General features: G+C 62.1%; 23 protein-coding genes, 1 tRNA gene and 1 pseudogene. 9 read left to right on the top strand and 16 right to left on the bottom strand.

Annotated features, from left to right (window positions below; all coding sequences use genetic code 11):
* Positions 1 to 104 precede the first annotated feature (104 nt).
* Positions 105 to 1493, top strand: a complete 1389-nt coding sequence (locus tag NKJ20_RS03945) for an SPOR domain-containing protein (protein WP_352742683.1) — start codon at positions 105 to 107, stop codon at positions 1491 to 1493.
* A gap of 45 nt (positions 1494 to 1538) precedes the next feature.
* Here the strand turns inward: NKJ20_RS03945 and NKJ20_RS03940 are convergent, their stop codons facing one another.
* The 4 genes from NKJ20_RS03940 to NKJ20_RS03925 all read right to left on the bottom strand — a co-directional run bounded on the left by NKJ20_RS03940 (position 1539) and on the right by NKJ20_RS03925 (position 5019).
* Complete coding sequence (locus tag NKJ20_RS03940) at positions 1539 to 2237, bottom strand: DnaJ domain-containing protein (protein WP_352742681.1); 699 nt, start codon at positions 2235 to 2237, stop codon at positions 1539 to 1541.
* A complete protein-coding gene (locus tag NKJ20_RS03935) occupies positions 2237 to 2968 on the bottom strand; it encodes a vWA domain-containing protein (protein ID WP_352471664.1) in 732 nt (243 codons plus the stop codon). The genes NKJ20_RS03940 and NKJ20_RS03935 overlap by 1 nt, the downstream gene beginning before the upstream one ends.
* 124 nt (positions 2969 to 3092) lie before the next feature.
* Entirely contained in the window at positions 3093 to 3530 is a 438-nt protein-coding gene (locus tag NKJ20_RS03930) for a DUF1489 family protein (protein ID WP_352466463.1), read from the bottom strand.
* A gap of 85 nt (positions 3531 to 3615) precedes the next feature.
* The gene (locus NKJ20_RS03925; RefSeq protein WP_352742679.1) at positions 3616 to 5019 is read right to left on the bottom strand and encodes an L-serine ammonia-lyase; all 1404 of its coding nucleotides are present in this window, start codon (positions 5017 to 5019) and stop codon (positions 3616 to 3618) included.
* 170 nt (positions 5020 to 5189) lie between these two features.
* Here NKJ20_RS03925 and NKJ20_RS03920 point away from each other — a divergent pair, with 170 nt between their 5' ends.
* Positions 5190 to 5933 carry a DUF599 domain-containing protein gene (locus NKJ20_RS03920; protein WP_352742677.1) on the top strand — a complete coding sequence of 248 codons (744 nt, stop codon included), beginning with the start codon at positions 5190 to 5192 and terminating at the stop codon, positions 5931 to 5933.
* Here NKJ20_RS03920 and NKJ20_RS03915 read toward each other — a convergent pair.
* From NKJ20_RS03915 to NKJ20_RS03890, 6 genes are all read right to left on the bottom strand, one after another.
* A complete protein-coding gene (locus tag NKJ20_RS03915) occupies positions 5882 to 6676 on the bottom strand; it encodes a YdcF family protein (protein ID WP_352742675.1) in 795 nt (264 codons plus the stop codon). The genes NKJ20_RS03920 and NKJ20_RS03915 overlap by 52 nt on opposite strands.
* A gap of 29 nt (positions 6677 to 6705) precedes the next feature.
* On the bottom strand, positions 6706 to 8271 hold the full coding sequence (locus NKJ20_RS03910) for an amidase (protein ID WP_352593462.1): 1566 nt from the start codon (positions 8269 to 8271) through the stop codon (positions 6706 to 6708).
* Complete coding sequence (locus NKJ20_RS03905; protein WP_352448798.1) at positions 8271 to 8729, bottom strand: GNAT family N-acetyltransferase; 459 nt, start codon at positions 8727 to 8729, stop codon at positions 8271 to 8273. Before NKJ20_RS03905 ends, NKJ20_RS03910 begins: the two co-directional genes overlap by 1 nt.
* A gap of 7 nt (positions 8730 to 8736) precedes the next feature.
* On the bottom strand, positions 8737 to 9024 hold the full coding sequence (gene gatC, locus NKJ20_RS03900) for an Asp-tRNA(Asn)/Glu-tRNA(Gln) amidotransferase subunit GatC (protein ID WP_023674910.1): 288 nt from the start codon (positions 9022 to 9024) through the stop codon (positions 8737 to 8739).
* A 76-nt stretch (positions 9025 to 9100) separates the two neighbouring features.
* Positions 9101 to 9517 carry a hypothetical protein gene (locus NKJ20_RS03895; protein ID WP_352636760.1) on the bottom strand — a complete coding sequence of 139 codons (417 nt, stop codon included), beginning with the start codon at positions 9515 to 9517 and terminating at the stop codon, positions 9101 to 9103.
* A 24-nt stretch (positions 9518 to 9541) separates the two neighbouring features.
* Positions 9542 to 10249, bottom strand: a complete 708-nt coding sequence (locus NKJ20_RS03890) for a metal-dependent hydrolase (protein ID WP_352742673.1) — start codon at positions 10247 to 10249, stop codon at positions 9542 to 9544.
* Between the two features lie 116 nt (positions 10250 to 10365).
* Between NKJ20_RS03890 and ruvX the strand changes: the two genes are divergently transcribed.
* Positions 10366 to 10851 carry a Holliday junction resolvase RuvX gene (gene ruvX / locus NKJ20_RS03885; RefSeq protein WP_352742671.1) on the top strand — a complete coding sequence of 162 codons (486 nt, stop codon included), beginning with the start codon at positions 10366 to 10368 and terminating at the stop codon, positions 10849 to 10851.
* Here the strand turns inward: ruvX and NKJ20_RS03880 are convergent.
* The 3 genes from NKJ20_RS03880 to NKJ20_RS03870 form a co-directional block, all read right to left on the bottom strand.
* Positions 10818 to 11129, bottom strand: coding sequence for a DUF6105 family protein (locus NKJ20_RS03880; protein ID WP_352455732.1), 312 nt, complete (start codon positions 11127 to 11129; stop codon positions 10818 to 10820). The genes ruvX and NKJ20_RS03880 overlap by 34 nt on opposite strands.
* On the bottom strand, positions 11129 to 11683 hold the full coding sequence (locus NKJ20_RS03875) for a hypothetical protein (RefSeq protein ID WP_352742669.1): 555 nt from the start codon (positions 11681 to 11683) through the stop codon (positions 11129 to 11131). The genes NKJ20_RS03880 and NKJ20_RS03875 overlap by 1 nt, the downstream gene beginning before the upstream one ends.
* A 159-nt stretch (positions 11684 to 11842) precedes the next feature.
* Positions 11843 to 13471, bottom strand: a complete 1629-nt coding sequence (locus tag NKJ20_RS03870) for a DNA alkylation response protein (protein WP_352742668.1) — start codon at positions 13469 to 13471, stop codon at positions 11843 to 11845.
* Positions 13472 to 13626: 155 nt separating this feature from the next.
* On the opposite strand from NKJ20_RS03870, the gene NKJ20_RS03865 reads away from it, so the two are divergent.
* From NKJ20_RS03865 to dprA, 4 genes are read left to right on the top strand one after another with little or no spacing between them, the layout of a single operon-like run.
* Positions 13627 to 14589 carry an aspartate carbamoyltransferase catalytic subunit gene (locus NKJ20_RS03865; RefSeq protein ID WP_352742666.1) on the top strand — a complete coding sequence of 321 codons (963 nt, stop codon included), beginning with the start codon at positions 13627 to 13629 and terminating at the stop codon, positions 14587 to 14589.
* Positions 14589 to 15875 carry a dihydroorotase gene (locus NKJ20_RS03860; RefSeq protein WP_352742664.1) on the top strand — a complete coding sequence of 429 codons (1287 nt, stop codon included), beginning with the start codon at positions 14589 to 14591 and terminating at the stop codon, positions 15873 to 15875. Before NKJ20_RS03865 ends, NKJ20_RS03860 begins: the two co-directional genes overlap by 1 nt.
* 58 nt (positions 15876 to 15933) lie before the next feature.
* A complete protein-coding gene (gene plsY, locus NKJ20_RS03855; RefSeq protein ID WP_352448789.1) occupies positions 15934 to 16521 on the top strand; it encodes a glycerol-3-phosphate 1-O-acyltransferase PlsY in 588 nt (195 codons plus the stop codon).
* Positions 16518 to 17654 carry a DNA-processing protein DprA gene (gene dprA, locus NKJ20_RS03850; protein WP_352742662.1) on the top strand — a complete coding sequence of 379 codons (1137 nt, stop codon included), beginning with the start codon at positions 16518 to 16520 and terminating at the stop codon, positions 17652 to 17654. The genes plsY and dprA overlap by 4 nt, the downstream gene beginning before the upstream one ends.
* An 85-nt stretch (positions 17655 to 17739) precedes the next feature.
* Here dprA and NKJ20_RS03845 read toward each other — a convergent pair whose 3' ends face one another.
* Complete coding sequence (locus NKJ20_RS03845) at positions 17740 to 19248, bottom strand: KAP family P-loop NTPase fold protein (RefSeq protein WP_352742660.1); 1509 nt, start codon at positions 19246 to 19248, stop codon at positions 17740 to 17742.
* Positions 19249 to 19325: 77 nt separating this feature from the next.
* On the opposite strand from NKJ20_RS03845, the pseudogene NKJ20_RS34125 reads away from it, so the two are divergent.
* Positions 19326 to 19547, top strand: a pseudogene (locus NKJ20_RS34125) (IS481 family transposase); the annotation flags it as partial.
* 37 nt (positions 19548 to 19584) lie between these two features.
* On the opposite strand, the gene NKJ20_RS03840 reads toward NKJ20_RS34125, so the two are convergent.
* Positions 19585 to 19660: transfer RNA gene (locus NKJ20_RS03840), tRNA-Lys, on the bottom strand.
* Positions 19661 to 19968: 308 nt separating this feature from the next.
* On the opposite strand from NKJ20_RS03840, the gene NKJ20_RS03835 reads away from it, so the two are divergent.
* The gene (locus NKJ20_RS03835) at positions 19969 to 20439 is read left to right on the top strand and encodes a BA14K family protein (RefSeq protein ID WP_352742803.1); all 471 of its coding nucleotides are present in this window, start codon (positions 19969 to 19971) and stop codon (positions 20437 to 20439) included.
* 85 nt (positions 20440 to 20524) lie between these two features.
* Here the strand turns inward: NKJ20_RS03835 and glpK are convergent, their stop codons facing one another.
* Positions 20525 to 22018 carry a glycerol kinase GlpK gene (glpK, locus tag NKJ20_RS03830; RefSeq protein ID WP_352742658.1) on the bottom strand — a complete coding sequence of 498 codons (1494 nt, stop codon included), beginning with the start codon at positions 22016 to 22018 and terminating at the stop codon, positions 20525 to 20527.
* Positions 22019 to 22099 lie beyond the last annotated feature (81 nt).

Below are 22099 nucleotides of genomic sequence, written 5' to 3'. Positions count from 1 at the left end.
GGTTACCATAAACGGATTGGTAACGCTGCCCGCGTTAGCGTGGCCGGAGGTGAGGCAGGACCCTTTGCCGCCTCCAAGGCAACGGAAATTCAAAGGAACTATCAGTGCGTAAGGCGTTGTCGGGCTTCGTTTCCAAATCCGCGTCCCCCCTCAAAACGATCATGATCCTCGCTATGGCGATGAGCTTCGTCGTCGCGGACGCGGCCTCATCCATGGCGGCCAAGTCGGCGGCCATCGTCATCGATGCCAAGACCGGCAAGGTGCTTTATTCGTCGGACGCCGATGGCCGGCGCTATCCGGCGTCGCTTACCAAGATGATGACGCTCTATCTGACGTTCGAGGCGTTGGCGAAGGGCAGGATCAGCAAGAATTCCCCGGTCGTGTTCTCGGCCAATGCCGCTGCCGAACCGCCGACGAAGCTCGGCGTCAAGCGGGGCGGCTCGGTCACGGTCGAGACCGCGATCCTGTCGATGGTGACCAAATCGGCAAACGATTCCGCAACAGCGCTTGGCGAGATGCTCGGCGGCAACGAAGCCAATTTCGCCCGCATGATGACCGCCAAGGCGCGGGCGCTGGGCATGAGGGGAACCGTTTTCCGCAACGCCAACGGCTTGCCTGATCCCGGCCAGTTCACGACCGCGCGCGACATGGCGATGCTCGGCATCGCCCTGAGAGAGCATTTCCCGCAATACTACGGCTATTTCTCGCAGCGCTCCTTTCTTTACGGGCGGCAGCGCATCAACGGCCACAATCGTCTGCTCGGACGCATCAAGGGCGTCGACGGCATCAAGACCGGTTACACCCGCGCCTCCGGTTACAATCTGGTCTCCTCGGTCTCGGATGGCGATCGGCGCATCGTAGCGGTGGTCATGGGCGGCAGGTCCGGCGGCAGCCGCGACAGCCAGATGGCCGGGTTGATCAATGCCTACATGCCGCAGGCGTCGTCGCGCGGCGGCGGCGTGCTGATTGCCAAGGCCGGCGGCGGCAATCCGATTTCAGCCTTGGCCAAGGTGCTTCTACCGAAGCATGACGCGCCGACACCGGACGGTAAGCCGGACGACGATGCCGTTGCCTCTCTTGTCGAGGAAAATGCGCCCGTCGTTGAAGAGACCGCTCCGGTCGTCCAGGCCAAGAGGGTCAAGACGACGGCTGTGTCGACGGTGGACGACGTGGCGACAGCCCGGGTCGCCGCAGCCTATGCCGAACCGGCGGCAGAGGTCGATCCGGTCAGCACCGCGTCAGTGCCATCCGGCTGGGCAATACAGGTCGCCTCTTCCCCAAAACAGGCCGAAGCGAAGGCTTTCCTCGACAAGGCGACGAAGCAGGCGCCCTCCGTTCTGACCGATGCCTCCGGTTTCACCGTCGCCTTCGACAAGGACGGTGTCACCTACTACCGCGCCCGGTTCGGTGGTTTCGGTTCGAAGACCGCCGCCTGGAAGGCCTGTAACGCTTTGAAAAAGAAGAAGATCGAGTGCTACGCCGTCCAGCAGTAAGGGCGCGAAACGATATCTTTCCCGAAGGTTCTGCGTCGAAGGAGACTAGTTGTGATTGGAGAGCAAGACGTCCTTGGCTTCATTGATCCGCGCCGCCAGGAAAGACGTGCCACCGATATCGGGGTGCAGGCGCTGCATCAGGCGGCGGTGCGCCTTGCGGACATCCGCCGCGGCAGCCCCCGCTTCAAGACCAAGGATCTTGTAGGCCTCCTCCTTAGTCATGGCGCCAGAACCTGGCGCAACACCCAGCCCTTCGCCACCATTCGCATCAGCGTCTTTGCGCCAGATGGGAAATCTGCCGTCAAGATACGTCTCTAGCAATTGGCGGCTCTCCGGATCGCCGGAGAGTTCGCGATAGAGTTGCTGCAATTCGGCAAGCCCCATCGAGCCAAGCATCTTGCCTTCATGGCGCCCGGCCAGCACAAGGCCTTCGAGGCCGCCGGTATCGTGATCGAGTTCCATCTCAAGCGCCGCCGTACGAACTGTCGAACGCTTGCCTGTTGCCAGTTTGGCTGCCGGCCGATTCATGCGCATGGAGCCGTACCAGGCGAGCGCAGCCGACAGGATCAAGCCGCCGATGCCCTCGCGCCCGACCAGCAGCACGGCGACGCCGACCAGCCCGAGCAGCACAGGTCCAAGCGTCCTCATGCCGCCTGCAAGCTTCGCCGGATCGGCGCGCAGGAAGATGGTGAGCATGCCGAGAAACACCAGAAGCAATGCTACGAAAGCGATAATCGCGCCCATCAGTTTCCGCCGCCCCGCATATGCTCGATCATCAGCCGGTCCTCCGGCCTGCCCCGGGCCTCCAGTGCCTTCAGCCCGCCGGTCGCAAACACGGCGACGGACGAAAGCAGGCCGGCCAACGTCGCGGCAGCCCGCCGATCGAACCGGAACCAGGCCCCTTTCGACAGCCGCGCAATTTCCTTGAACGCCTTTTCCGCAGCGGCATCATGGCCCTCCTGAAAGACGAAGACAGGAACGCCGTGCAGACCGAGGCTGCCGGCCTTTTCGGCCAGATCATCTATGTTTTCTTCCATCGCGTCGCCGATATAGACCAGCGCGTTGACCTTGGCCGCCGCCGTCTGTTTCAGCGCGTGGGCGAGCACCTTGCCGATCTGGGTATGGCCGCTGCGGCAGTTGATGCGCGTCATCAGCTGTTTCAGAGCTGCGGTATCGGTGACGAATGCGGATGAGCGGCACTCGCCAAGGCCGCGAAAATAGACAAGTTGAACCTTGAGCGCCCCGGCCTTGCCGACGGCGTCGAACATCTCGGCCTGCAGCGCACAGGCGAGATCCCAGGTCGGCTGGCGGCTCATTGTCGCGTCGAGGGACAGGATCAGCCTGCCTGAACCGGTGGCGGATGCAGCGAGCGTCCTTGCCTGACGGAGAAACGCGTCGATCTCGCCGGTGCTCGATTGAGACTCGACCGGCGCAGGATTGGCCCTTGCAGGCACGGGCTGCTTCTTGTCGCTCATGACATTCAAGATGTGGCGTTGTTCCCCGGCTTGCAAGCCCAGATGAGGTGACCTGGAGGACCTGTGATGATGGCACCTGCGGACAACGCTTCGGCTGGTGGTCTTGGCGTTGCGTTTCTCGGCGTCAGAGCAGGCCGAGATCGGCAAGCTCACGCCTGAGCTTCGGCGGCATCTCGATCAGCCCGGCTTTGCCCTTGCCGAGATCGGCCGGCGCGTCCGCCGGCTTCAGGTAGCGCCACCCCTGGAATGCACGGCGCGGTTGCCAGTCTGTGCGCACGACCTCGGGATCGAGGATCAGATGGCAACGGCCGATGCCCTCGTCATCGGTGAAGGGCCGGATTTCGGTGATCAGCTGGCGGCATTGGACATTGCCCTTGATCACCCAGTAGAGCGAGCCGCCGTCGGTAATCTCGGCGCCACGCGTCGGCACCATGCGGGTGGTGTGGTAGTGCTCGGCCGGTTCGCCGGCGCGGCGCCGCTCGTCGAGACGGAAGGCAATCCACTCTTCCAGATCCTCGACGCTGTCACAGCCGACGCAAAGCTTTATGAGATTGAGAGACATCGTTTAAGGTTTAGTCCAGCACGCGAACGCGTCAACGGCCTGATCGACTTCTCCACAGTGGTGGTCCATGCCGCCAGATTGGCGCTCAGCACTCCACGACATTGACGGCCAATCCGCCAAGGCTGGTTTCCTTGTACTTTTCGTTCATGTCGAGGCCGGTCTGGCGCATCGTCTCGATCGCGGCATCGAGCGGCACGAAATGAACGCCGTCGCCCTTGATGGCCAGCGAAGCGGCGGTCACCGCCTTGACGGCACCAAGCGCGTTGCGCTCGATACACGGCACCTGCACCAGGCCGCCGACCGGATCGCAGGTCATGCCGAGATGATGTTCCAGCGCGATCTCGGCAGCATTCTCGACCTGCTCGGGCGTGCCGCCCATGACGGCGCACAATCCCGCCGCAGCCATTGCCGAAGCCGAACCGACCTCGCCTTGGCAGCCGACTTCCGCGCCCGAGATCGAAGCATTGGTTTTGATGATGCCGCCGACGGCCGCCGCCGTCAGCAGGAAATCGCGGATGCTGGGCTGGTCGGCTTCGGGATGGAAATGCAACCAGTAGCGCAGCACTGCGGGCAGAGTGCCGGCCGCCCCATTGGTTGGCGCGGTGACGACACGGCCGCCGGCAGCGTTCTCCTCATTGACCGCCATCGCATAGATCGACAGCCAGTCGTTGGCGAGCAGCGGGTTAGGCCGGTTCTGCTGCCATTGCTCCTGCAGCTTGTCGTGCAGCATCCGGGCACGGCGGCGCACCTTGAGTCCGCCCGGCATGATGCCGTCTTGCGACAGGCCGCGCTCGATGCAGCCCTTCATGGCGCTCCAGATGCCGTCGAGGCCGGCGTCGAGCTCCCCGCGCGACATCTGTGTCTCCTCGTTGACGCGCTTCATCTCGGCAATGGAAAGCCCGCTTTTCGCTGCCATGGACAGCATTTCGACGGCGTTCTTGAACGGATACGGAACCTTCTTGCGTTCGGTTGTCGCCGAGCCCCTTGCTTTCATCCGCTGCAGTTCTTCCTCGGACACTACGAAGCCGCCGCCGATCGAATAATAGACGCGCCTCAGCAGCAACCGGTCGCCGGCATCATGGGCAGAGAAGGCCATGCCGTTGGCGTGACCCGGCAGCGGCGTCCTGCGATCCAGCACAAGATCCGTTGCCGGGTCGAAACGGTAGGACGGATGGCCGGGCGGCGAAATCCGCTTCTCGGCGGCGATGCGAGCGACGATGCCGTCTGCTAGGTCGGGATCCACAGTCTGCGGCGTCTGGCCGGCGAGGCCGAGCACCACGGCACGATCGGAGCCATGGCCGATGCCGGTATAGGCGAGCGAGCCATGCAGGCTGGCCGCGATCCGGTCGACCTTGGCGCCGGCCGGGCGCGGCCAGTCGTCTCCCGCAATCTCGTCGAGAAACCGCCGCGCGGCCGTCATCGGCCCCATCGTGTGCGAACTCGATGGGCCGATGCCGATCTTGAACAAGTCGAAAACCGAAAGGAACACGTGGGCGTTTTCTCCTGGGACCCTGTTGAGATCTACATATAGGAATTCCCATGATGTTTTCCGCTGTTTTAAGGACCGCCGCGCTGCGCCTGCCGACCTCGTTTGCTCCGGCAGCGACATTCCAGCTTCGGCCATCGAAGCGTCCCCTCCGCCTGTGGTAAAAGCAACGCATGAGCGATTCCTTTCATCTATCGATGGCCGACCTTGCGGCGCTGGGGTTCTTCCTTGCCGCGTGGGTGCTGCATACGCTCGCCGCCGACGGAATGCTGGTCAGCCGCATGTCGCTGACGAGGGCTATGAACGCGCAGCGCGAGGCCTGGATGCGGACCATGGCCGAACGCGAGATCCGCATCGTCGACACCGCTATCATGAGCGGGCTACAACAGGGGACCGCCTTCTTTGCCTCCAGTTCGCTGATTGCGATCGGCGGCTGTTTTGCCCTGCTCGGCGCCTCCGATCAGGTTCTGACCGTGCTCAGCGACCTGCCGTTTGGCGCCACGTCCTCACGCGCGGCCTTCCAGACGAAGGTGTTCGGGCTGGTGCTGATCCTGGCCTTTTCCTTCTTCAAGTTCGGCTGGGCTTACCGGCTGTTCAACTATTGCTCGATCCTGATCGGCGCCGTGCCGATTCCACATGGCGAGGCGTCGCGCAATCCGGTCACCGAAACGGCGGTGTGGCGTGCCGCGCGCATGAACATGCTGGCCGGAAAGCATTTCAATTCGGGCCTGCGCGGCGTGTTCTTCTCGATCGGCTATCTCGGTTGGTTCGTCGATCCCACCGTCTTCGTGCTATCGACGCTGCTGCTTCTGGCGGTTCTGGTGCGCCGCCAGTTTTTCTCGGCGGCGCGGCAGGCGGTGCTCGGTCACCCGCCCGGTCCGGGGAAAGGCCGATCGATGCGGCCCGACAGCCAATAGGCGGTGAGCCCTATCCATTCGCGGATCGCAACAGTGGTGACCTCCAGCCAGTCGCCGGGATAAGGCAAGGTGCCGATGCTTTCCTTGCCGGAAGTGCGATAGTCGGCCGGCCACGGAACGGTCGAAAAGCCGGCTTTGTCGAACAGCGCCTTGGCGCGTGGCATATGGAAGGCCGAGGTCACCAGCAACCAGGTTTCGCCCGGTTTCGGCGTCACCAGTTCCCTGGTAAAGACAGCGTTCTCGTAGGTGCTGCGGGATTTGTTCTCGAGGATCAGCCGATCGGCCGCCACGCCGAAAGCGGCAAAAAGACGCGGCGCGGTATCTGCATCGCCTTCGCCGCCGCGGAACGTTTCGATGCTGCCACCGGAGATAACGACTTTCGCTGTCGGAAAGCGCCGCGCCAGCACGACCGCCTCGACCATCCGGTCGCCGCTGGAGTTCATTTCATAGCCGCCACGCACCAGATTGACGGCGCCATCCAGACTGCCGCCAAGCACTATGATACCGTCAACCTTTTCCGGCAGCGGCGGCCTGGGGAAGCGTTCCTCCAGCCGATTGAGCATCATGGGGCCGAGCGGGCTCCATGTCGAAACCGCCAGAATGAGGAAGGCAAGAGCGCTGCCGGCGGTCGCCAACCGTCGCCGCCCGAACATCGCCGCGACCAGCCCCGCCAGCAGCAGGAAGATCGCGAGATTCAACGGCTCGACGAAGAACCCGAGAACCTTGGAGACATAGAAGAACATCCCTCACCCCCCTCAGATGAGAAACGATCTTACCACCATTTTTCCGGCTGAAATGTGCCGGCCGCCTTTTCGATGACATGGGCAGTCTGGAACAGCGTTTCCTCGTCGAAGGGCCGGCCGATCAGCTGCAGGCCGAGCGGCAGCCCCTTGGCGTCGAGCCCAGCCGGAACCGCTATGCCGGGCAGGCCGGCCATGTTCACCGTCACCGTAAAAATGTCGTTGAGATACATCTTGACCGGGTCGGCGGCCATGTCCTCGTCGGCGATGCCGAAGGCGGCGGAAGGCGTTGCCGGCGTCAGGATGACGTCGACGCCTGCTGCAAACACATTTTCGAAGTCACGCTTGATCAGGGTTCGAACCTTCTGCGCCTGTAGATAGTAGGCATCGTAGTAGCCGGCGGAAAGCACATAGGTGCCGATCATGATGCGGCGCTTGACCTCCCGCCCGAAGCCGGCGGCGCGGGTCTTTTCATACATATCGACAATGTCCTTGCCGGGCACGCGCAAGCCATAGCGGACGCCGTCGTAACGGGCGAGGTTGGACGAGGCTTCGGCCGGCGCCACGATGTAATAGGCCGGCAGCGCGTATTTGGTATGCGGCAGCGAGATATCGACGATCTCGGCACCAGCATCCCGCAGCCAGGCAATGCCTTTCTGCCACAGCGCCTCAATCTCCGCGGGCATGTCGTCGACACGATATTCCTTGGGAATGCCGACCTTCATGCCCCTGATCGGGCGGCCGATCGCCGCCTCGTAGTCCGGCACCGGCAGGTCGACGGACGTCGTGTCCTTCGGGTCGACCGAAGCCATCGACTTCAACAGGATCGCGGCATCGCGCACGTCGCGCGCGATCGGCCCGGCCTGGTCGAGCGACGAGGCGAAGGCTACGATCCCCCAGCGCGAGCAGCGGCCATAGGTCGGCTTGATGCCGACTGTGCCAGTGAAGGCGGCGGGCTGGCGGATCGAGCCGCCGGTATCGGTGGCGGTGGCGCCGGCGCACAGGAAGGCCGAGACCGCTGATGCGGAGCCACCGGACGAACCGCCCGGCACCAGTTGGGCATTGTCCAACGTGCGCGCGGTCCTGGTGCCGCCCGCCGAAACGAAGCCGCCCTCGCCCTGATGCGTCGTCGGCATCACCACCGTGTCGAGGCGCGAACGCCGCCACGGGTTGATGACCGGCCCGTAATACGAGGTCTCGTTGGACGAGCCCATGGCGAACTCGTCCATGTTGAGCTTGCCGAGCATGACGGCGCCATCCGCCCACAGATTGGCGGTGACCGTCGATTCGTAGCGCGGCTTGAAGCCGTCCAGCACATGGCTGCAGGCCTGGGTGTGGACGCCTTCGGTGCCGAACAAATCCTTGATGCCGAGCGGGATACCCTCGAGCGACCCGCCCTCGCCCTTGGCCAGTTTCGCGTCGGAGGCCTTGGCCATGTCGCGCGCCTTGTCGTCGGTGACCACCACGTAGGCATTGAGCGCCGGATTGGCTCGCTCGACCGCCGATAGATAAGCCTCGGTGATTTCGGTGGCGGTGATCTCCCTGGAGCGCAATTTGGCGCGGGCCTGCGAAATCGTCAGCTGGGTAAGGTCGCTCATCAGGCAAGGCTCTTTTCGTAAAACACCGACCACTCGGAATCGGGATAATCCAGTACCGGGCCGCAGCGCGAAAAACCGGCGCGTTCGTAGACGGTCCAGGCGGCGGGATGACGGTCGCCCGTCTCCAGCACCAGACGCTTAAGCCCTTCTTGGCGCGCCAGCGCCTCGATACGCTCGACAATCTTCGCGCCGATCTTGTGGCCGCGATGCGAAGGTCGCGTATACATGCGCTTGACCTCGCCGACGACAGCATCGTGGCGCTTCAGTGCGCCGCAACCGATGGCAAGGCCGTTGTCGCGGGCGATGAAGACGGTCGTGTCGCGGTCCGCCATCTGCTCGACCGTCAAATGGTAGCAATGCTCCGGCGGCGTCAGCTCCAGCAATGTGGCGTTGAGCTCCTCGACCAGCCCACGCACATCGTCCTGCAGCGGCGTCTCAGCCGCGATGTCGATTGCCATCGGCCTGCTACTCCACGACCTTCGGCACAAGGAAGAAATTCTCTTCGGTCGCCGGCGCGTTGGCGACGATGTCGGCTGCCTTGCCGCCGTCGGTGACGACGTCCTGGCGCTTTTTCATTGCCATCGGCGTGACCGAGGTCATCGGCTCGACGCCGGAAACATCGACCTCGTTCAACTGCTCGACAAAGCCCAAAATGGCGTTCAATTCGCCGGTCATGCGCTCTGCATCCTCCTCGCTCACCGCAATACGGGCAAGATGCGCGACGCGCTTCACGGTTTTTATATCAACGGACATGTTTGTGCCTCGGGGAAAACCAGCGCTATAGCGGCGCGGCGCGTGCCGCGCAACATGCATCGTGCCTTCAACTGCCCTATGGCATCGCCACGCCGTCGCAGAGGAAATAACTGCCGCCGTTGCCGCTCTGCTCGCCTTCGTCGGCGGCAGGCCGAACCGATACCAGGTCGATCTGCTTCGGGCTCATCTGTGTCAGTGAGAGAACATCGGGAAAGACGTAGCCCGGCTCCTGGCATATAGCGGTCACCGCCCAGCTTGGTGAGCGTGTCGCTTTGGTGATCTGCAGGAATTCACAATTATATTCGATGCTTTCCAGGCCATTTGCCGACAGCACGATATTGCCGCCCTCGATCACCGTCTGCAGCGTATCCTTTTTGGCCTGCGCGCAGAGGTCCTCCGATTGCAGATAGACGCCCTCGATGAAATTTTCCGCGGCCAGCGTCGGCGACGCGGCAACCAGCATGGAAAGGCAAAGAGAATTTCTCAAGCGCATCGTATCGTTCCGGACCGGCTTTCTTTACAGCGTAATCGTCTCGCCGATCTTCGGCAACGCAACTTTCACACCCGATCCATCCAGCCCGGCCACGAATTTGTCGGCGGTCTGATCGATCATCGGAAATGTGCCGAAGTGAGCGGGAACGACCGTCTCGAACTTGAAGAAACGCTGGCAGGCAAGGGCTGCTACCGCGCCACCCATGGTGAAGCGGTCGCCGATCGGCACGATGCCGATCTTCGGTTCGTGCAACTCGTTGATCAGCGCCATGTCGGAAAAAATGTCGGTGTCGCCCATATGATAAAGCGTCTTGTCCTCGGGAAAGTGCAGGACGAGCCCACCCGGATTGCCGAGATAGGTATTCTGGCCACCCTCGCCCGGAAAGGACGATGAATGCAGAGCCTGAACGAAGGTTGTGGTGAAGCCGCCGCAATCGACTGTGCCGCCGATATTGCCGGGATTGATCTGCTTGTCACCGACGCCCTTGCCGACCAGGTACATGAAAATCTCGAAATTGGCGACCAGCATCGCGCCGCTCTTCTTGAGCACTTCGATGGCGCCGCTGATGTGGTCGCTGTGGCCATGGGTGAGCAACACGTGCGTGATCCCTTCGGCCGGCCCTTCCCAGCCGCCCGTCCATGACGGATTGCCGACCAGATAGGGGTCGATGAGGATTTTCGCGCCTTCGATTTCGATTCGGAATGCCGAATGTCCGTACCAGGTCAGTTTCATCAATGCTTTCCTCGATTTTTGCTTCGGTAGAGGATAGAACGCCGACGGCGAAATTAAAGTGCCGCGCACGCTTTGCGCGTATAGGACGTGCGGCGTCGCGGTCAAAGGAAAAGCCGTTGGGCATCATCACCACCGAGGAGTTGCCGGCCCGGCTCGGCGGCGGCAAGACCCTGGCCGGTCTCGACCTCGGCGACAAGACAATCGGCGTGGCGGTTTCCGACCGCGGCTTGTCGTTCGCGCACCCGCGCCCTGTCATCATGCGCAGGAAATTCTCGCTCGATGCCGCAGTGCTGCTCGCTCTGCTGCAGAAGGAAAATGCCGGCGCCGTGGTGATCGGCCTCCCCATCAACATGGACGGCTCCGAGGGCCCGCGCGCCCAAAAATCCCGCGCTTTCGTGCGCAACATGGCTGGATTGACCGATCTGCCCTTCCTCTTTTGGGACGAACGGCTGTCGACGGTGGCGGCCGAGCGGACGCTGATCGAGATGGATTTTTCCCGCAAGAAACGCGCCGGCAAGATCGATTCTGCGGCGGCCGCTTTTATCCTCCAAGGTGTTCTCGACCGGCTTCAGGCGCTCGGCGTCGATGCCTGGTCGAAATAGCGGTTGCGCATCGCCGTGATCCAGCCACCAATCGCCTTGCGGCGGCGAAATGCCCAGAACGCCACCAGCAGCAGCCCATCGAACACGCAAGCTTTCGCCACCATGCCCGGAATAAGCGCCGGATCAACGCCGAGCATCTGTCCATAGAGCTGGAAGACGAGATCGTGTAATTGGCGGCTCAGCATGACATAGCCGAAATTGATGTCGTTGAGCGACAGAAAGAACCAGCCCCAAAACAAGAGGAGCGGAGCCGCCCACAGCGCGAACAAGGTGCGCATCAGCGGTCATCCCTCGAATCCAGCCGGCCGGAAATGCGGGCAAGCGAGGAATTATGCGCCGCTGCCTTGGCCATCACATGCGCGGCCGCTCGGATTTCGCCGGTCCCTGGAACTGCCGCGGCAACGGTCGACCGCCGCTCCGCGAGCATCGCGACATAGGACGCCAGAAGTGCCGCCAATTGCACCGCGACAATCATGAACAGCCCATTGATGCCTTGCGCGGCGCCGCCGATGACGATCAGCGACAGCACGCCCAAGGCGGAAATGAAGGCGATTCGCATGACGCTATCGGCGGGATCCGGGTTGGTCCTGTCGCTGGTCAGTGCTTCAACAAAGGCCCAGCAGAACAGCACCGCGACGACAAGCAGTGCCACGGCGAGCGGCGCCACGACGACGGCGTTTTCGAGATCGGCAGATCGAGTGTTCTGGACGGGAACGCCCAGTACGCCAAGGGCCGTCGCCACGCCTCGATTCCCGTCGATGCAAATGAACGCCAGCAGGGCGAAAACGGCCGCCCAATGCAATGCCAGAAAAGAGCTCAGAATATGCCGCATGACGCTCCTGCTTCGCAGGGCAAAGCCGCTCAAGCTGAACAATCCTTGCCTTAACCATAACACTGGGCTTTGCCACCGGCCGCCGCAACGGAAACCATTCGTTAAGGTTAACGGCCATCCACAGGGTCGCGAGAGCGGCAGCGAATTGGGCGACGGCCCTTAGTTGATCGGCGGGTAGAGCGTATCGATGATCATGCGCGCATCATGGCGGGAATCGATCATGCCATAGGTATTGCGCCACTGGCCGGCGAGGCGCGTTTCGACGAAGGCGTCGGCGATCCGCCCTGCCCCCAGCCTGCGAAGCTCTGCTGCCGCCGCCGACAATGCCAATTGCTCGGTCAAGAGCCGCGCCGAGCCCTCGTCGGTTGCAGCGACCTGCATTGCCGCCTTGAGCACGCCGACGGTGCCGCGTCCGCCGGCGCCGAGATCGCGGTCGATGCCGGCCAGCACGTCATCGAACAGGCCGGGTGCACGCCCCAGCACACGTAGCACATCGAGCGCCATGACGTTGCCGGATCCCTCCCAGATCGCGTTGACCGGAGCTTCGCGATAGTAGCGGGCGAGCGGCCCCTCCTCGACATAGCCATTGCCGCCGAGGCACTCCATCGCTTCATAGAGCAGCGGCGGCGCAATCTTGCAGACCCAGTATTTGACGACCGGCGTCATGGCGCGCGCGAAGGCCGCCTCGCCGCGGTCGCCGGCCGCCTCGTCGAAGGAGCGCGCCAGCCGGAACGACAGCGCGGTAGCGGCGGCAACGTCGAGCGCCATATCGGCCAGCACACGCTGCATCAGCGGCTGCTCGATCAGATTGGTTCCAAACACCTTGCGGTGGCGCGTGTGGTGGACGGCCTCGGCCAGTCCGGCCCGCATGATCGCCGATGAGGCGACGGCACAGTCGAGCCGCGTCAGGGTCACCATGTCCATGATCGTCTTCACGCCCGCGCCCGGCTCGCCGACCATCTCGCCGATGGCGTTGACGAATTCCACCTCCGACGAGGCATTGGAGCGGTTGCCGAGCTTGTCCTTCAGCCGCTGAAAGCGGAAGCCGTTGCCGGATCCGTCGCCGAGCAGGCGGGGTACGAGAAAGCACGACAGTCCCTCCGGCGCCTGTCCGAGCACCAGGAAGGCATCCGACATCGGCGCCGACATGAACCATTTGTGGCCGGTCAGGCGATAAAACCTGCTGCCCGCGCGCTCCGCCCTGGTGACGTTGGCGCGGACATCGGTGCCGCCTTGCTTCTCGGTCATGCCCATGCCGAGTGTCAGCCCGGCTTTTTCGACCGGCGGCTTTTGGCTTTGATCGTATTTGCGCGTCGTCACCCGGGGCGCCCATTCGCGAAACAGCTTCGGGCTGGCCATCAGCGCCGCCAGCGAAGCGCTGGTCATGGTGATCGGGCAGAGATGCCCGGTCTCGAGCTCAGCCGTGAGGTAAAAGCGCGCGGCGCGCACCTGGTGGCGGCGGCCTATCTCGGCATCGCCATTCTCCCAGACCGACGAATGCAGCCCGTTGGCGACCGAGCGGCGCATCAGTGCGTGATAGGCGGGATGGAACTCGACCTGGTCGATGCGCCGACCCTGGCGGTCGTGGGTCCTGAGCTTCGGCGTCTCGACATTGGCAAGACGGGCCAGTTCCTGCGCCTCATGGGTCAGAACGAAACGGCCAAGCCCGTCGAGGTCCTTGCGCACCGGTTCGGAAAAGCGCTCGGCAAGCTGGATCAGCAACGGATCGCCCCGCCAGGCGTTGCCGCCGGCCAGCGGCGGCGGCTGGTTGGTCACGTCGTCAGTCACGCTTCGTCCTTATCACCTGAAGGCAGCGAATCCAAAGCCAAGGCGGTTTATAGCCTATGGCCAGCGGCGCGCGACGAAAATACCGGGGAGAACCAATCCAATCCCAAGCCGGTGCTTGCAGCCGCGGAGCCTCCCCCCTATAGCAGCGACTTGAGATGACCGACGTATCGTCCCTGCCGCTGTATCCCCACCGCCATCTTCTGGGCATCCGCGATCTTTCCCCTGCCGACATCGAGCTTCTGCTCGACCGGGCGGACAGGGCCGTTGCCATCTCGCGGCAGTCGGACAAGAAGACATCGACGCTGCGCGGCCGCACCCAGATCAATCTCTTCTACGAAGCCTCGACCCGTACGCAATCGTCATTCGAGCTGGCCGGCAAACGGCTCGGCGCCGACGTCATGAACATGTCCGTAGCGAGTTCGTCGGTGAAAAAGGGCGAGACGCTGATCGATACGGCGATGACGCTGAATGCCATGCGTCCCGACATATTGATCATCCGCCATCAATCGGCCGGCGCGGCAGCACTTCTTGCCCAAAAAGTCGGCTGTTCGGTGGTCAATGCCGGCGACGGCGCCCATGAGCACCCTACCCAGGCGCTGCTCGACGCACTGACCATCCGCCGCGTCAAGGGTCCGTTGTCGAAGCTGATCGTGGCGATCTGCGGCGACATCCTGCATTCGCGCGTGGCCCGCTCCAACATCATCCTGCTCAACGCGCTTGGTGCCCAGGTCAGGGTCGTCGCCCCTTCGACGCTTTTGCCCGCCGGCATCGAGAAAATGGGCGTCGTCGTCACCCGTTCCATGGCCGAGGGTCTGAAGGACGCCGACGTGGTGATGATGCTGCGCCTGCAGCGCGAACGCATGGAAGGCGCTTTCGTACCGTCGGTGCGCGAATATTTCCGCTATTTCGGCCTCGACGCGGAGAAGCTGAAGGCGGCCAAGGACGGTGCGCTGGTCATGCATCCCGGCCCGATGAACCGCGGCGTCGAGATCGCCTCCGAGATCGCCGACGGCCCGCAAAGCGTTATCCAGGAACAGGTTGAGATGGGCGTCGCCGTGCGCATGGCGGTAATGGAAGCGCTGCTCGACCCCCGTCGAAACCACGAGGGCCGCGCCTGATGAGCATAACGGTCTTCAGCCGGGCCCACATCGTCGACCCGTCGCGCGGCATCGATGAGGTCGGCACCGTCATCGTCGAAGGCCGCAAAATCGTTGCCGCCGGCAAGGCGGCTTTGAACCAGGGCGCGCCCGAAGGCGCCACCATCATCGACTGCGCCGGCAAGACTATCATCCCTGGATTGATCGACGCGCGCGTCTTCATCGGCGAACCCGGCGGCGAACACCGGGAGACCATTGCTTCGGCGAGCATCGCTGCGGCGGCCGGCGGCGTCACCTCAATCGTCATGATGCCCGATACCGACCCGGTGATCGACAATGTCGCACTGGTCGAGTTCGTGCTGCGCACCGCCAAGGACACCGCAATCGTCAACATCTTGCCGGCAGCAGCGATCACCAAGGGGCTGGAAGGCCGCGAGATGACCGAATTCGGCCTGCTGCGCGAGGCCGGCGCGGTCGCCTTCACCGATGGCCGGCATTCGATTGCCAGCGCGCTGGTGATGCGCCGCGCGCTGACCTATGCGCGCGATTTCGGTGGCGTCATCGCGCATGAAACCCAAGACGCCGACCTCGCTTCGGCCGGCGTGATGAACGAAGGCCTTTACGCAAGCTGGCTTGGCCTTGCCGGCATTCCGCGCGAAGCCGAATCGATCCCCCTGGAGCGCGATCTCGCGTTGGCTCGGCTGACCGGCGGCGCCTATCACGCTGCCAAGATTTCGACGGCTATGGCGGCAAGCGCGGTAGCACGCGCGAAAGCCGATGGCGCCAATGTCACATCAGGCGTGTCGATCCACAATCTGTCGCTCAACGAGAATGATGTAGGCGAGTACCGCACCTTCTTCCGGCTGACGCCGCCGCTGCGCGCGGAGGAAGACCGGCTGGCGATGATCGAAGCGATCAAGGACGGCACCATCGATCTCATCGTCTCCTCGCACGACCCGCAGGACGTCGACACCAAGCGCCTTCCCTTTGCCGATGCCGCGGCCGGCGCCATCGGCCTGGAAACGCTGCTAGGCGCAGCGCTGCGGCTCTATCACAATGGCGACGTGACGCTGCTCCGGCTGGTCGAGACACTGTCGACCGCGCCGGCAAGATTGTTCGGCCTGCCCGGCGGCACGCTGAAACCGGGGGCATTGGCCGACCTTTCGCTCGTCGATCTGGACGAGCCATGGGTCGTCAGCGAGAGCGGCATCCGCTCACGCTCGAAAAACACCTGTTTCGAAGGCGCTCGACTGCAAGGCAAGGTCTTGCAAACGATGGTGGCGGGCCGCACAGTGTTTTCGGCCTAGGACGAAAACAGGCGTCACGGCTTAAAATCCGCTCAGCCAAGGAAAGTTCGGGGGAACAATGGCTTACAGTCCCGTCTTGGCATTGGTGTTCGGCTATCTTCTCGGCTCGATCCCGTTTGGCCTGCTGATCACCCGTGCCGCCGGCCTCGGCGACGTGCGCAACATCGGCTCCGGCAACATCGGCGCCACCAATGTGCTACGCACCGGCAACAAGAGCTTGGCCGCGGCCACGCTTCTGCTCGACGCCCTTAAAGGCACCGCGGCGGTGCTGATCGCAGGCCGCTTTGCGCCCGAGCTCGGACTTTGGGCCGGCTTCGGCGCGTTTTTAGGTCATCTCTTTCCGGTCTGGCTCGGCTTCAAGGGGGGCAAGGGTGTCGCCACTTACCTTGGCGTGCTGATCGGCCTTGCCTGGCAGGCGGCGCTGATCTTCGCCGTCGTCTGGCTGGCGGTGGCTTTCCTGTTCCGCTACTCCTCGCTCGCGGCGCTGACGGCAGCAGTTGTGGTGCCCATGGCACTGTATTTCCTGAGCACGCCGCAGATTGCCGGGCTTTTCGCGGCGATGAGCCTAATCGTCATCGTAAAGCACCGCGGCAACATTGCGCGGCTGCTTGCCGGCACCGAGGGTAAGATCGGGGCCAAGGAGTGAGCGAGCCCGACGCCGGGCCGCGCCTCAGCGACCGGCAGCGGCTGAGCTGGCTTCGTCTGATCCGCACGCCGAATGTCGGCCCGGCTTCCTTTCGCGACCTGATCAACCGGTTCGGTTCGGCCGAAGCAGCGCTATCGATGCTGCCCGAGCTGATGATTTCGGGTGGCGCCAAAAAAATCGTCCGCATCCCGTCCATTGCCGAGACCGAGGCGGAGCTGGAGACCGCCCGGCGGGCTGGCGCCCGCTTCGTCGGCATCGGCGAAGCGGATTATCCGCCGCTGATGAAAAGCATGGATCATCCGCCGCCGCTGCTCGCGGTCAGGGGCAATAGCGCGGTGTTCCGCTTGCCAGCGGTCGCCATCGTCGGCGCTCGCAACGCATCGCTGGCCGGCATCAAGATGGCGCGGATGCTGGCGGCGGATCTCGGCCGCGACGGTTATGGCATCGTCTCCGGCCTGGCGCGCGGCATCGATACGGCCGCGCACCATGGCAGCCTTGCGACTGGCACAATCGGCGTGCTCGCCGGCGGCCTCGATTTGCCCTACCCGCCCGAAAATGCCGGCCTGTGCGACGAGATCGCCGAGCGCGGCGGCGCCATCATTTCCGAAATGCCGTTTGGCTGGCAGCCGCGCGCACAGGATTTTCCGCGCCGCAACCGGCTCGTCGCCGGTGCTGCATTGGGATTGGTGGTGGTCGAGGCCGCACAGCGCTCCGGCTCGCTGATCAGCGCCCGGCTTGCCGGCGAGATGGGCCGGCTGGTCTTTGCCGTTCCCGGTTCGCCGCTCGATCCACGCGCCGCCGGCGCCAATGGCCTGCTCAAGGACGGCGCAAGCCTTGTCACCGAGGCCGCCGATATCACCAGTGCGATCGCCCCGCTGGTCGGCGCCTGGGCCCCAAGGACATCGCCGCTTGAGGAGCCGCCCGACTTTTCGGCAACGCCGCCGCCGCGCGAGGACGACCGCGACCGCGTCGTCGAGGCGCTCGGCCCGACGCCGGTAGCAGTCGACGAGATCATCCGCCACACCGGCCTGCATCCCGCCCAGGTGTTCATGGTGCTGCTGGAGCTCGACCTAGCCGGACGGCTCGAGCGCCATGCTGGCGGCAATGTCTCGCTGGTGTTTGGAAATTCTTGAAATTTCTGCCGAGCGCGATGGCACACATTAACTTGGAGATTGGACAGGCCACGTCTTTGCTAGCCGCCATCTTTGTCAGGCTTGGTTACGAAGCTTCCTTTAGGCCGAACTCGACCTGCGCCAGCCTACCCGCACTGCGAACAAATCCAGCGAGTTGTCGCTGTATGCTGGGGGCGTCGCGCATGACGCGCACCCCATTCCATTCCGGCGTAAAAGTCATTCTGACGTAATCCGCAGTTGGCGATATTGAATCTGAGTTTCCAAAGTCCATCATCTTTTGCATAGAATCAAATATCTCTGTCGACAATTTGAACGCTTCCGAGATAGAGAACTCACGGGGGGCGAGTTCTCTTTCGTATCTTGGGGAAAGCCCGCGAGCATACCGCATGCCCAGCGCGATTGTGGAGTTGTCTGGCATTTTGACAGAGTCCCACTCGACATTTCCAGTGCGGTAAAATGTGGTTGCAAGGGGGAACAGAAGCACCAGATCGATAGGGATCGTACTACTCCAAATGGTGGTCACGGTTCGAACAATGTCCAGAACATGCTGCACCTCACGAAGCTCCATGCCATACCGATCGGATGCGATTACAAGGAAATCGGATGGGCTTTGTATTGGAGACCTGAGTTTCTTGACGTCTACGTCAGCTAGTAGGGTCTTAATGAACTCGTCCAGAGAGGGCCTTTCAAACACATAGGTTCTATCGAAGAATCTCTTTAGATAGCGGAACCCGTCAAAGTATTCGCCATACGCGCCCGAAATAGTGTGCTTGAGTTGCTCGCTGTTGTTAGCGAAAACGAAAACGACATTATCAACGTCGAACAGGTGTTTCACCCGCTCCAGAAGAGCGATCGCGTATGATGGTCGGCAACGGTCCAACTCGTCGATCAAGACGAACAATGGAAGCTTGACTTCCGAAAGAGCAACAAGGGCCGTTTCTAACTTGATACGAAAATCCAGGATTGCCTCGTTTTTCCGCTGAAAGATTTCGATTAGCTGTTCGGCGCTTTGATCGATTATACGTTCGATCTCGATTGAGGCAACTTCAGCTGCAGACGAGACAACATCATCTATCAGAGATCCCGCCTTTTCAGCTTTCACGATACCCTCTCTGGTCTCATCGGCTCCAGTAACGTGCTCAAGCAACGCATCCACGCTTTCGCCAGTGTATCGTTTGACTAGCGTCTTCGCCGCGCCTGCAACAACTCGTCCAATTATAGGAGTGGCGCTCTTTTTAACTGCGCTCCAAGTCACTGACGCTTTGTCGGACTTTTTCTTTGTGAACGGAGCAAGCGCAGCATCAATCGAAGTTAGTATAGCCACAAATGGATCATCCATATGATCATCCCGCCAAGCATTCACTGTTGCCACGAGGTGTCCAGATTTTTTTAATTGAGTGGCAAATCGGTCGACAAAGAACGATTTTCCAGCGCCCCACTGAGCGTCGATATCGATGACATACGACCCGGTCTTTCCTGCTGCTTGGCGTTCGGTAACTCGAGCTACCAAAAACTGCTGTAAGAATGATGCATCTTGTTTGCGGCCTAGCAGATCGTCGGCCCAAATTGCTTCAAGTTCTTCTTCATTTATCATATGTTCCCCCAACATTTCAGCGCGGACAATTGTCATCCGTGAGCAAGTGTGTCCAGCCAGAATCCCTGACCGGTGTTATTCTCGTCACCGCCTGCGGCCGCATCTGCATTGCATCGAAAGAAAAACAACGTCTCCACCGTGCTCGCCGGTGAAGGCTCGGCATCAAGGAAGTGACGACGGTCATTTGGCTCGTCTCCTTCATGCATCATGATTTGGGATACTTTGATGATAAGACATGCAGGCTCGAACCACTCCAAAACCCCTTCGGGCCAAAAGTGTTACCCATGTCTCCGGTATAAAATGTAACCTATGTGTCCAGAATAGACCATCGGATTTTGGTGAGCGCGATGGGATTCGAACCCATGACCTACTGATTAAAAGTCAGTTGCTCTACCGGCTGAGCTACGCGCTCCCGCGGGCTCAGAAAGGCCGCCCTCGAAATTGCGCGGAACATAGGGAGAGTGCCTCTGCCGGTCAACCAGAAAAAGACGGCTCGCACACCGGGCTTTCCAGCAGTGTCGTCATGCCTTGCGAAGCGCCTCGGCGTCGAGGGAACGGCCTCCCTCCCGCGCAAGGCCGAAGCTCGCGCTTTTGCGGGACAAGCACAAGCAACGAATCGGAAGAACCTTTGCGGATCAGCAACTTGGGATTTTTGGCGGAACAATTTGCGCAACCTGCCCGTTTCCCGCGATAAGGGACATGCGTTTCAAGGAGAAGACCATGAATAGGATCATGTCGGGCCTGCTGGCGACCACTCTTTCGATCTCATTCGCTGCCGCGGAGATCGTGCCAGTCAACGCTCAGCCCAGCTATGCGCCCCCGGCCCAGGGGCTCACCTCGAATATCCAGACCGTCCAGTACGAGCCGTGGCGGAGGCACCGGAACAATCGCGATTTCTCGCGTCGCGATTTCCGTCGCAATTTTGCGCGTGACGACGGCATGTACTGGCGTGGCCATCGCGGCTATCGCGAATATCGTCGCGGCTATCGCCGTCACGGCGACTTCTGGTTCCCGCTGGCTGCGTTTGCTACCGGAGCGCTGATTACCGGCGCGATCGTCAACCAGAATCGTGTCTATCGTGGCGATGCCCACGTGCAGTGGTGCTATGACCGTTATCGGAGCTATCGCGCTTCTGACAACACTTACCAGCCCAATTACGGTCCGCGCCGGCAGTGCCGGTCGCCTTACTGAGTCCCAGATTAGAGGCTGCAAGCCCGCGCCCGAAACGGCGCGGGTTTTTCATTAGTGCGAATCCCGGGCATCGGGGCATCCCTGCCTATTGCGTACTTAGCGTCCTGCGCACAGCGTGGCGCCAACCGGCCAGCTTGGCCGCACGTGTCGAAGCATCCATGTCCGGCTTGAACCGGCGCTCGAGCGCCCAACTCCTGGCGAATTCCCGCGCCTTCGGCCAGACACCGGCCTTCGAGCCGGCCAGCCATGCCGCACCAAGCGCGGTCGTCTCGAGAATTGTCGGCCGGTCTACCGGCGCATCGAGAATGTCGGCCAGCCGCTGCATGGTCCAGTCCGACGCCACCATGCCGCCATCGACCCTGAGGACGGTCTTGGCCGAGGCGGCCTTCCAGTCCTTGCGCATGGCGTCAAGCAGGTCGCGTGTTTGGAACGCAACGGATTCCAGTGCCGCGCGGGCAAATTCCGCCGGCCCCGAATTGCGGGTCAGCCCGAAGATGGCGCCGCGCGCCTCGGCATCCCAGTGCGGTGCGCCGAGCCCGACGAAAGCCGGCACCAGATAGACGTTCTGCGTTGGATCGGCTTCCGCCGCCAATTTGCCGCTCTGCTCGGCCTTGCCGATCACTTTGATGCCGTCCCGCAGCCATTGCACGGCGGCGCCGGCGATAAAGATCGAGCCCTCCAGCGCATAGGTGGTCTTGCCGTTCAGCCTGTAGGCGATGGTGGTCAAAAGCCGGTTCCTAGAACGCACCAGATCGCTTCCGGTGTTGAGCAGCGCGAAGCAACCGGTGCCGTAGGTGGATTTCATCATGCCCGGTTCGAAACAGGCCTGGCCGATCGCCGCCGCATGCTGGTCGCCGGCCACACCGAGGATTCTGATCTCTGCACCAAACAGGCTTTTGTCGGTGATTCCAAAATCATCGGCACAATCCTTCACCTGCGGCAGCATTCTTGCAGGTATGCCGAAAATGGCCAGCAGCTCGTCGTCCCAAGCGTTTTGTTCGATGTTGTAGACCAGTGTGCGTGAGGCATTGGTGGCGTCAGTGGCGTGGACCCTGCCGCCAGTCAGGCGCCAAATCAGGAAACTGTCGATGGTGCCAGCCAGCAGTTCGCCCTTCTCGGCGCGTTTTCTGGCGCCCTTCACCTTGTCCAGCATCCAGGCGATCTTGGTGCCGGAGAAATAGGGATCGAGCAGCAGGCCGGTCTTTTTCGTGAATTTCTTCTCCAGCCCCAGCTTCTTCAGTTTCTGGCATAGCGGCGCGGTGCGGCGGTCCTGCCAGACAATCGCGTTGTGGATCGGCTTGCCGGTCTCCTTGTCCCAGATGACGACGGTTTCGCGCTGGTTGGTGATGCCGATCGCGGCGACTTCCGCTGCGTTGCGGCCGGCTGTCTTCAGCGCGGCGTTCACCGTTTCCACGACGCTTGCCCATATCTCCTCGGGATTGTGCTCGACCCAGCCGGAGGCCGGATAATATTGGGTGAATTCCTTTTGCCCGCTGCCGACGACCATCATCTTGTCGTCGAACAGGATCGCCCGGCTCGATGTCGTCCCCTGGTCGATTGCAAGGATATATCCGGTCATTCTCTCTCCCGTCGAAGCGACTTCAAGGTGCAACGATGTCTCGACGCCGGATGGCGCGGAGCCGTTCACGCAAACAGGGGA

It is taken from the genome of Mesorhizobium sp. M0185 (assembly GCF_040322175.1).
Lineage (GTDB): Bacteria > Pseudomonadota > Alphaproteobacteria > Rhizobiales > Rhizobiaceae > Mesorhizobium.
This window is presented reverse-complemented; position numbering and strand designations above follow the sequence as displayed.

Excerpts from the sequence above, each read along its gene's own strand:
- NKJ20_RS03905 (WP_352448798.1), bottom strand. The coding sequence starts at position 8,729 with ATGGCAATCGACATCGCGGCTGAGACGCCGCTGCAGGACGATGTGCGT.
- plsY (WP_352448789.1), top strand. The coding sequence starts at position 15,934 with ATGGCTTACAGTCCCGTCTTGGCATTGGTGTTCGGCTATCTTCTCGGC.
- gatC (WP_023674910.1), bottom strand. The coding sequence starts at position 9,024 with ATGTCCGTTGATATAAAAACCGTGAAGCGCGTCGCGCATCTTGCCCGT.
- NKJ20_RS03895 (WP_352636760.1), bottom strand. The coding sequence starts at position 9,517 with ATGCGCTTGAGAAATTCTCTTTGCCTTTCCATGCTGGTTGCCGCGTCG.
- NKJ20_RS03890 (WP_352742673.1), bottom strand. The coding sequence starts at position 10,249 with ATGAAACTGACCTGGTACGGACATTCGGCATTCCGAATCGAAATCGAA.
- NKJ20_RS03935 (WP_352471664.1), bottom strand. The coding sequence starts at position 2,968 with ATGAGCGACAAGAAGCAGCCCGTGCCTGCAAGGGCCAATCCTGCGCCG.
- NKJ20_RS03875 (WP_352742669.1), bottom strand. The coding sequence starts at position 11,683 with ATGCGGCATATTCTGAGCTCTTTTCTGGCATTGCATTGGGCGGCCGTT.
- glpK (WP_352742658.1), bottom strand. The coding sequence starts at position 22,018 with ATGACCGGATATATCCTTGCAATCGACCAGGGGACGACATCGAGCCGG.
- NKJ20_RS03915 (WP_352742675.1), bottom strand. The coding sequence starts at position 6,676 with ATGTTCTTCTATGTCTCCAAGGTTCTCGGGTTCTTCGTCGAGCCGTTG.
- NKJ20_RS03940 (WP_352742681.1), bottom strand. The coding sequence starts at position 2,237 with ATGGGCGCGATTATCGCTTTCGTAGCATTGCTTCTGGTGTTTCTCGGC.
- NKJ20_RS03865 (WP_352742666.1), top strand. The coding sequence starts at position 13,627 with ATGACCGACGTATCGTCCCTGCCGCTGTATCCCCACCGCCATCTTCTG.
- NKJ20_RS03845 (WP_352742660.1), bottom strand. The coding sequence starts at position 19,248 with ATGATAAATGAAGAAGAACTTGAAGCAATTTGGGCCGACGATCTGCTA.
- NKJ20_RS03835 (WP_352742803.1), top strand. The coding sequence starts at position 19,969 with ATGAATAGGATCATGTCGGGCCTGCTGGCGACCACTCTTTCGATCTCA.
- NKJ20_RS03860 (WP_352742664.1), top strand. The coding sequence starts at position 14,589 with ATGAGCATAACGGTCTTCAGCCGGGCCCACATCGTCGACCCGTCGCGC.
- NKJ20_RS03920 (WP_352742677.1), top strand. The coding sequence starts at position 5,190 with ATGAGCGATTCCTTTCATCTATCGATGGCCGACCTTGCGGCGCTGGGG.
- NKJ20_RS03930 (WP_352466463.1), bottom strand. The coding sequence starts at position 3,530 with ATGTCTCTCAATCTCATAAAGCTTTGCGTCGGCTGTGACAGCGTCGAG.
- NKJ20_RS03880 (WP_352455732.1), bottom strand. The coding sequence starts at position 11,129 with ATGCGCACCTTGTTCGCGCTGTGGGCGGCTCCGCTCCTCTTGTTTTGG.
- NKJ20_RS03910 (WP_352593462.1), bottom strand. The coding sequence starts at position 8,271 with ATGAGCGACCTTACCCAGCTGACGATTTCGCAGGCCCGCGCCAAATTG.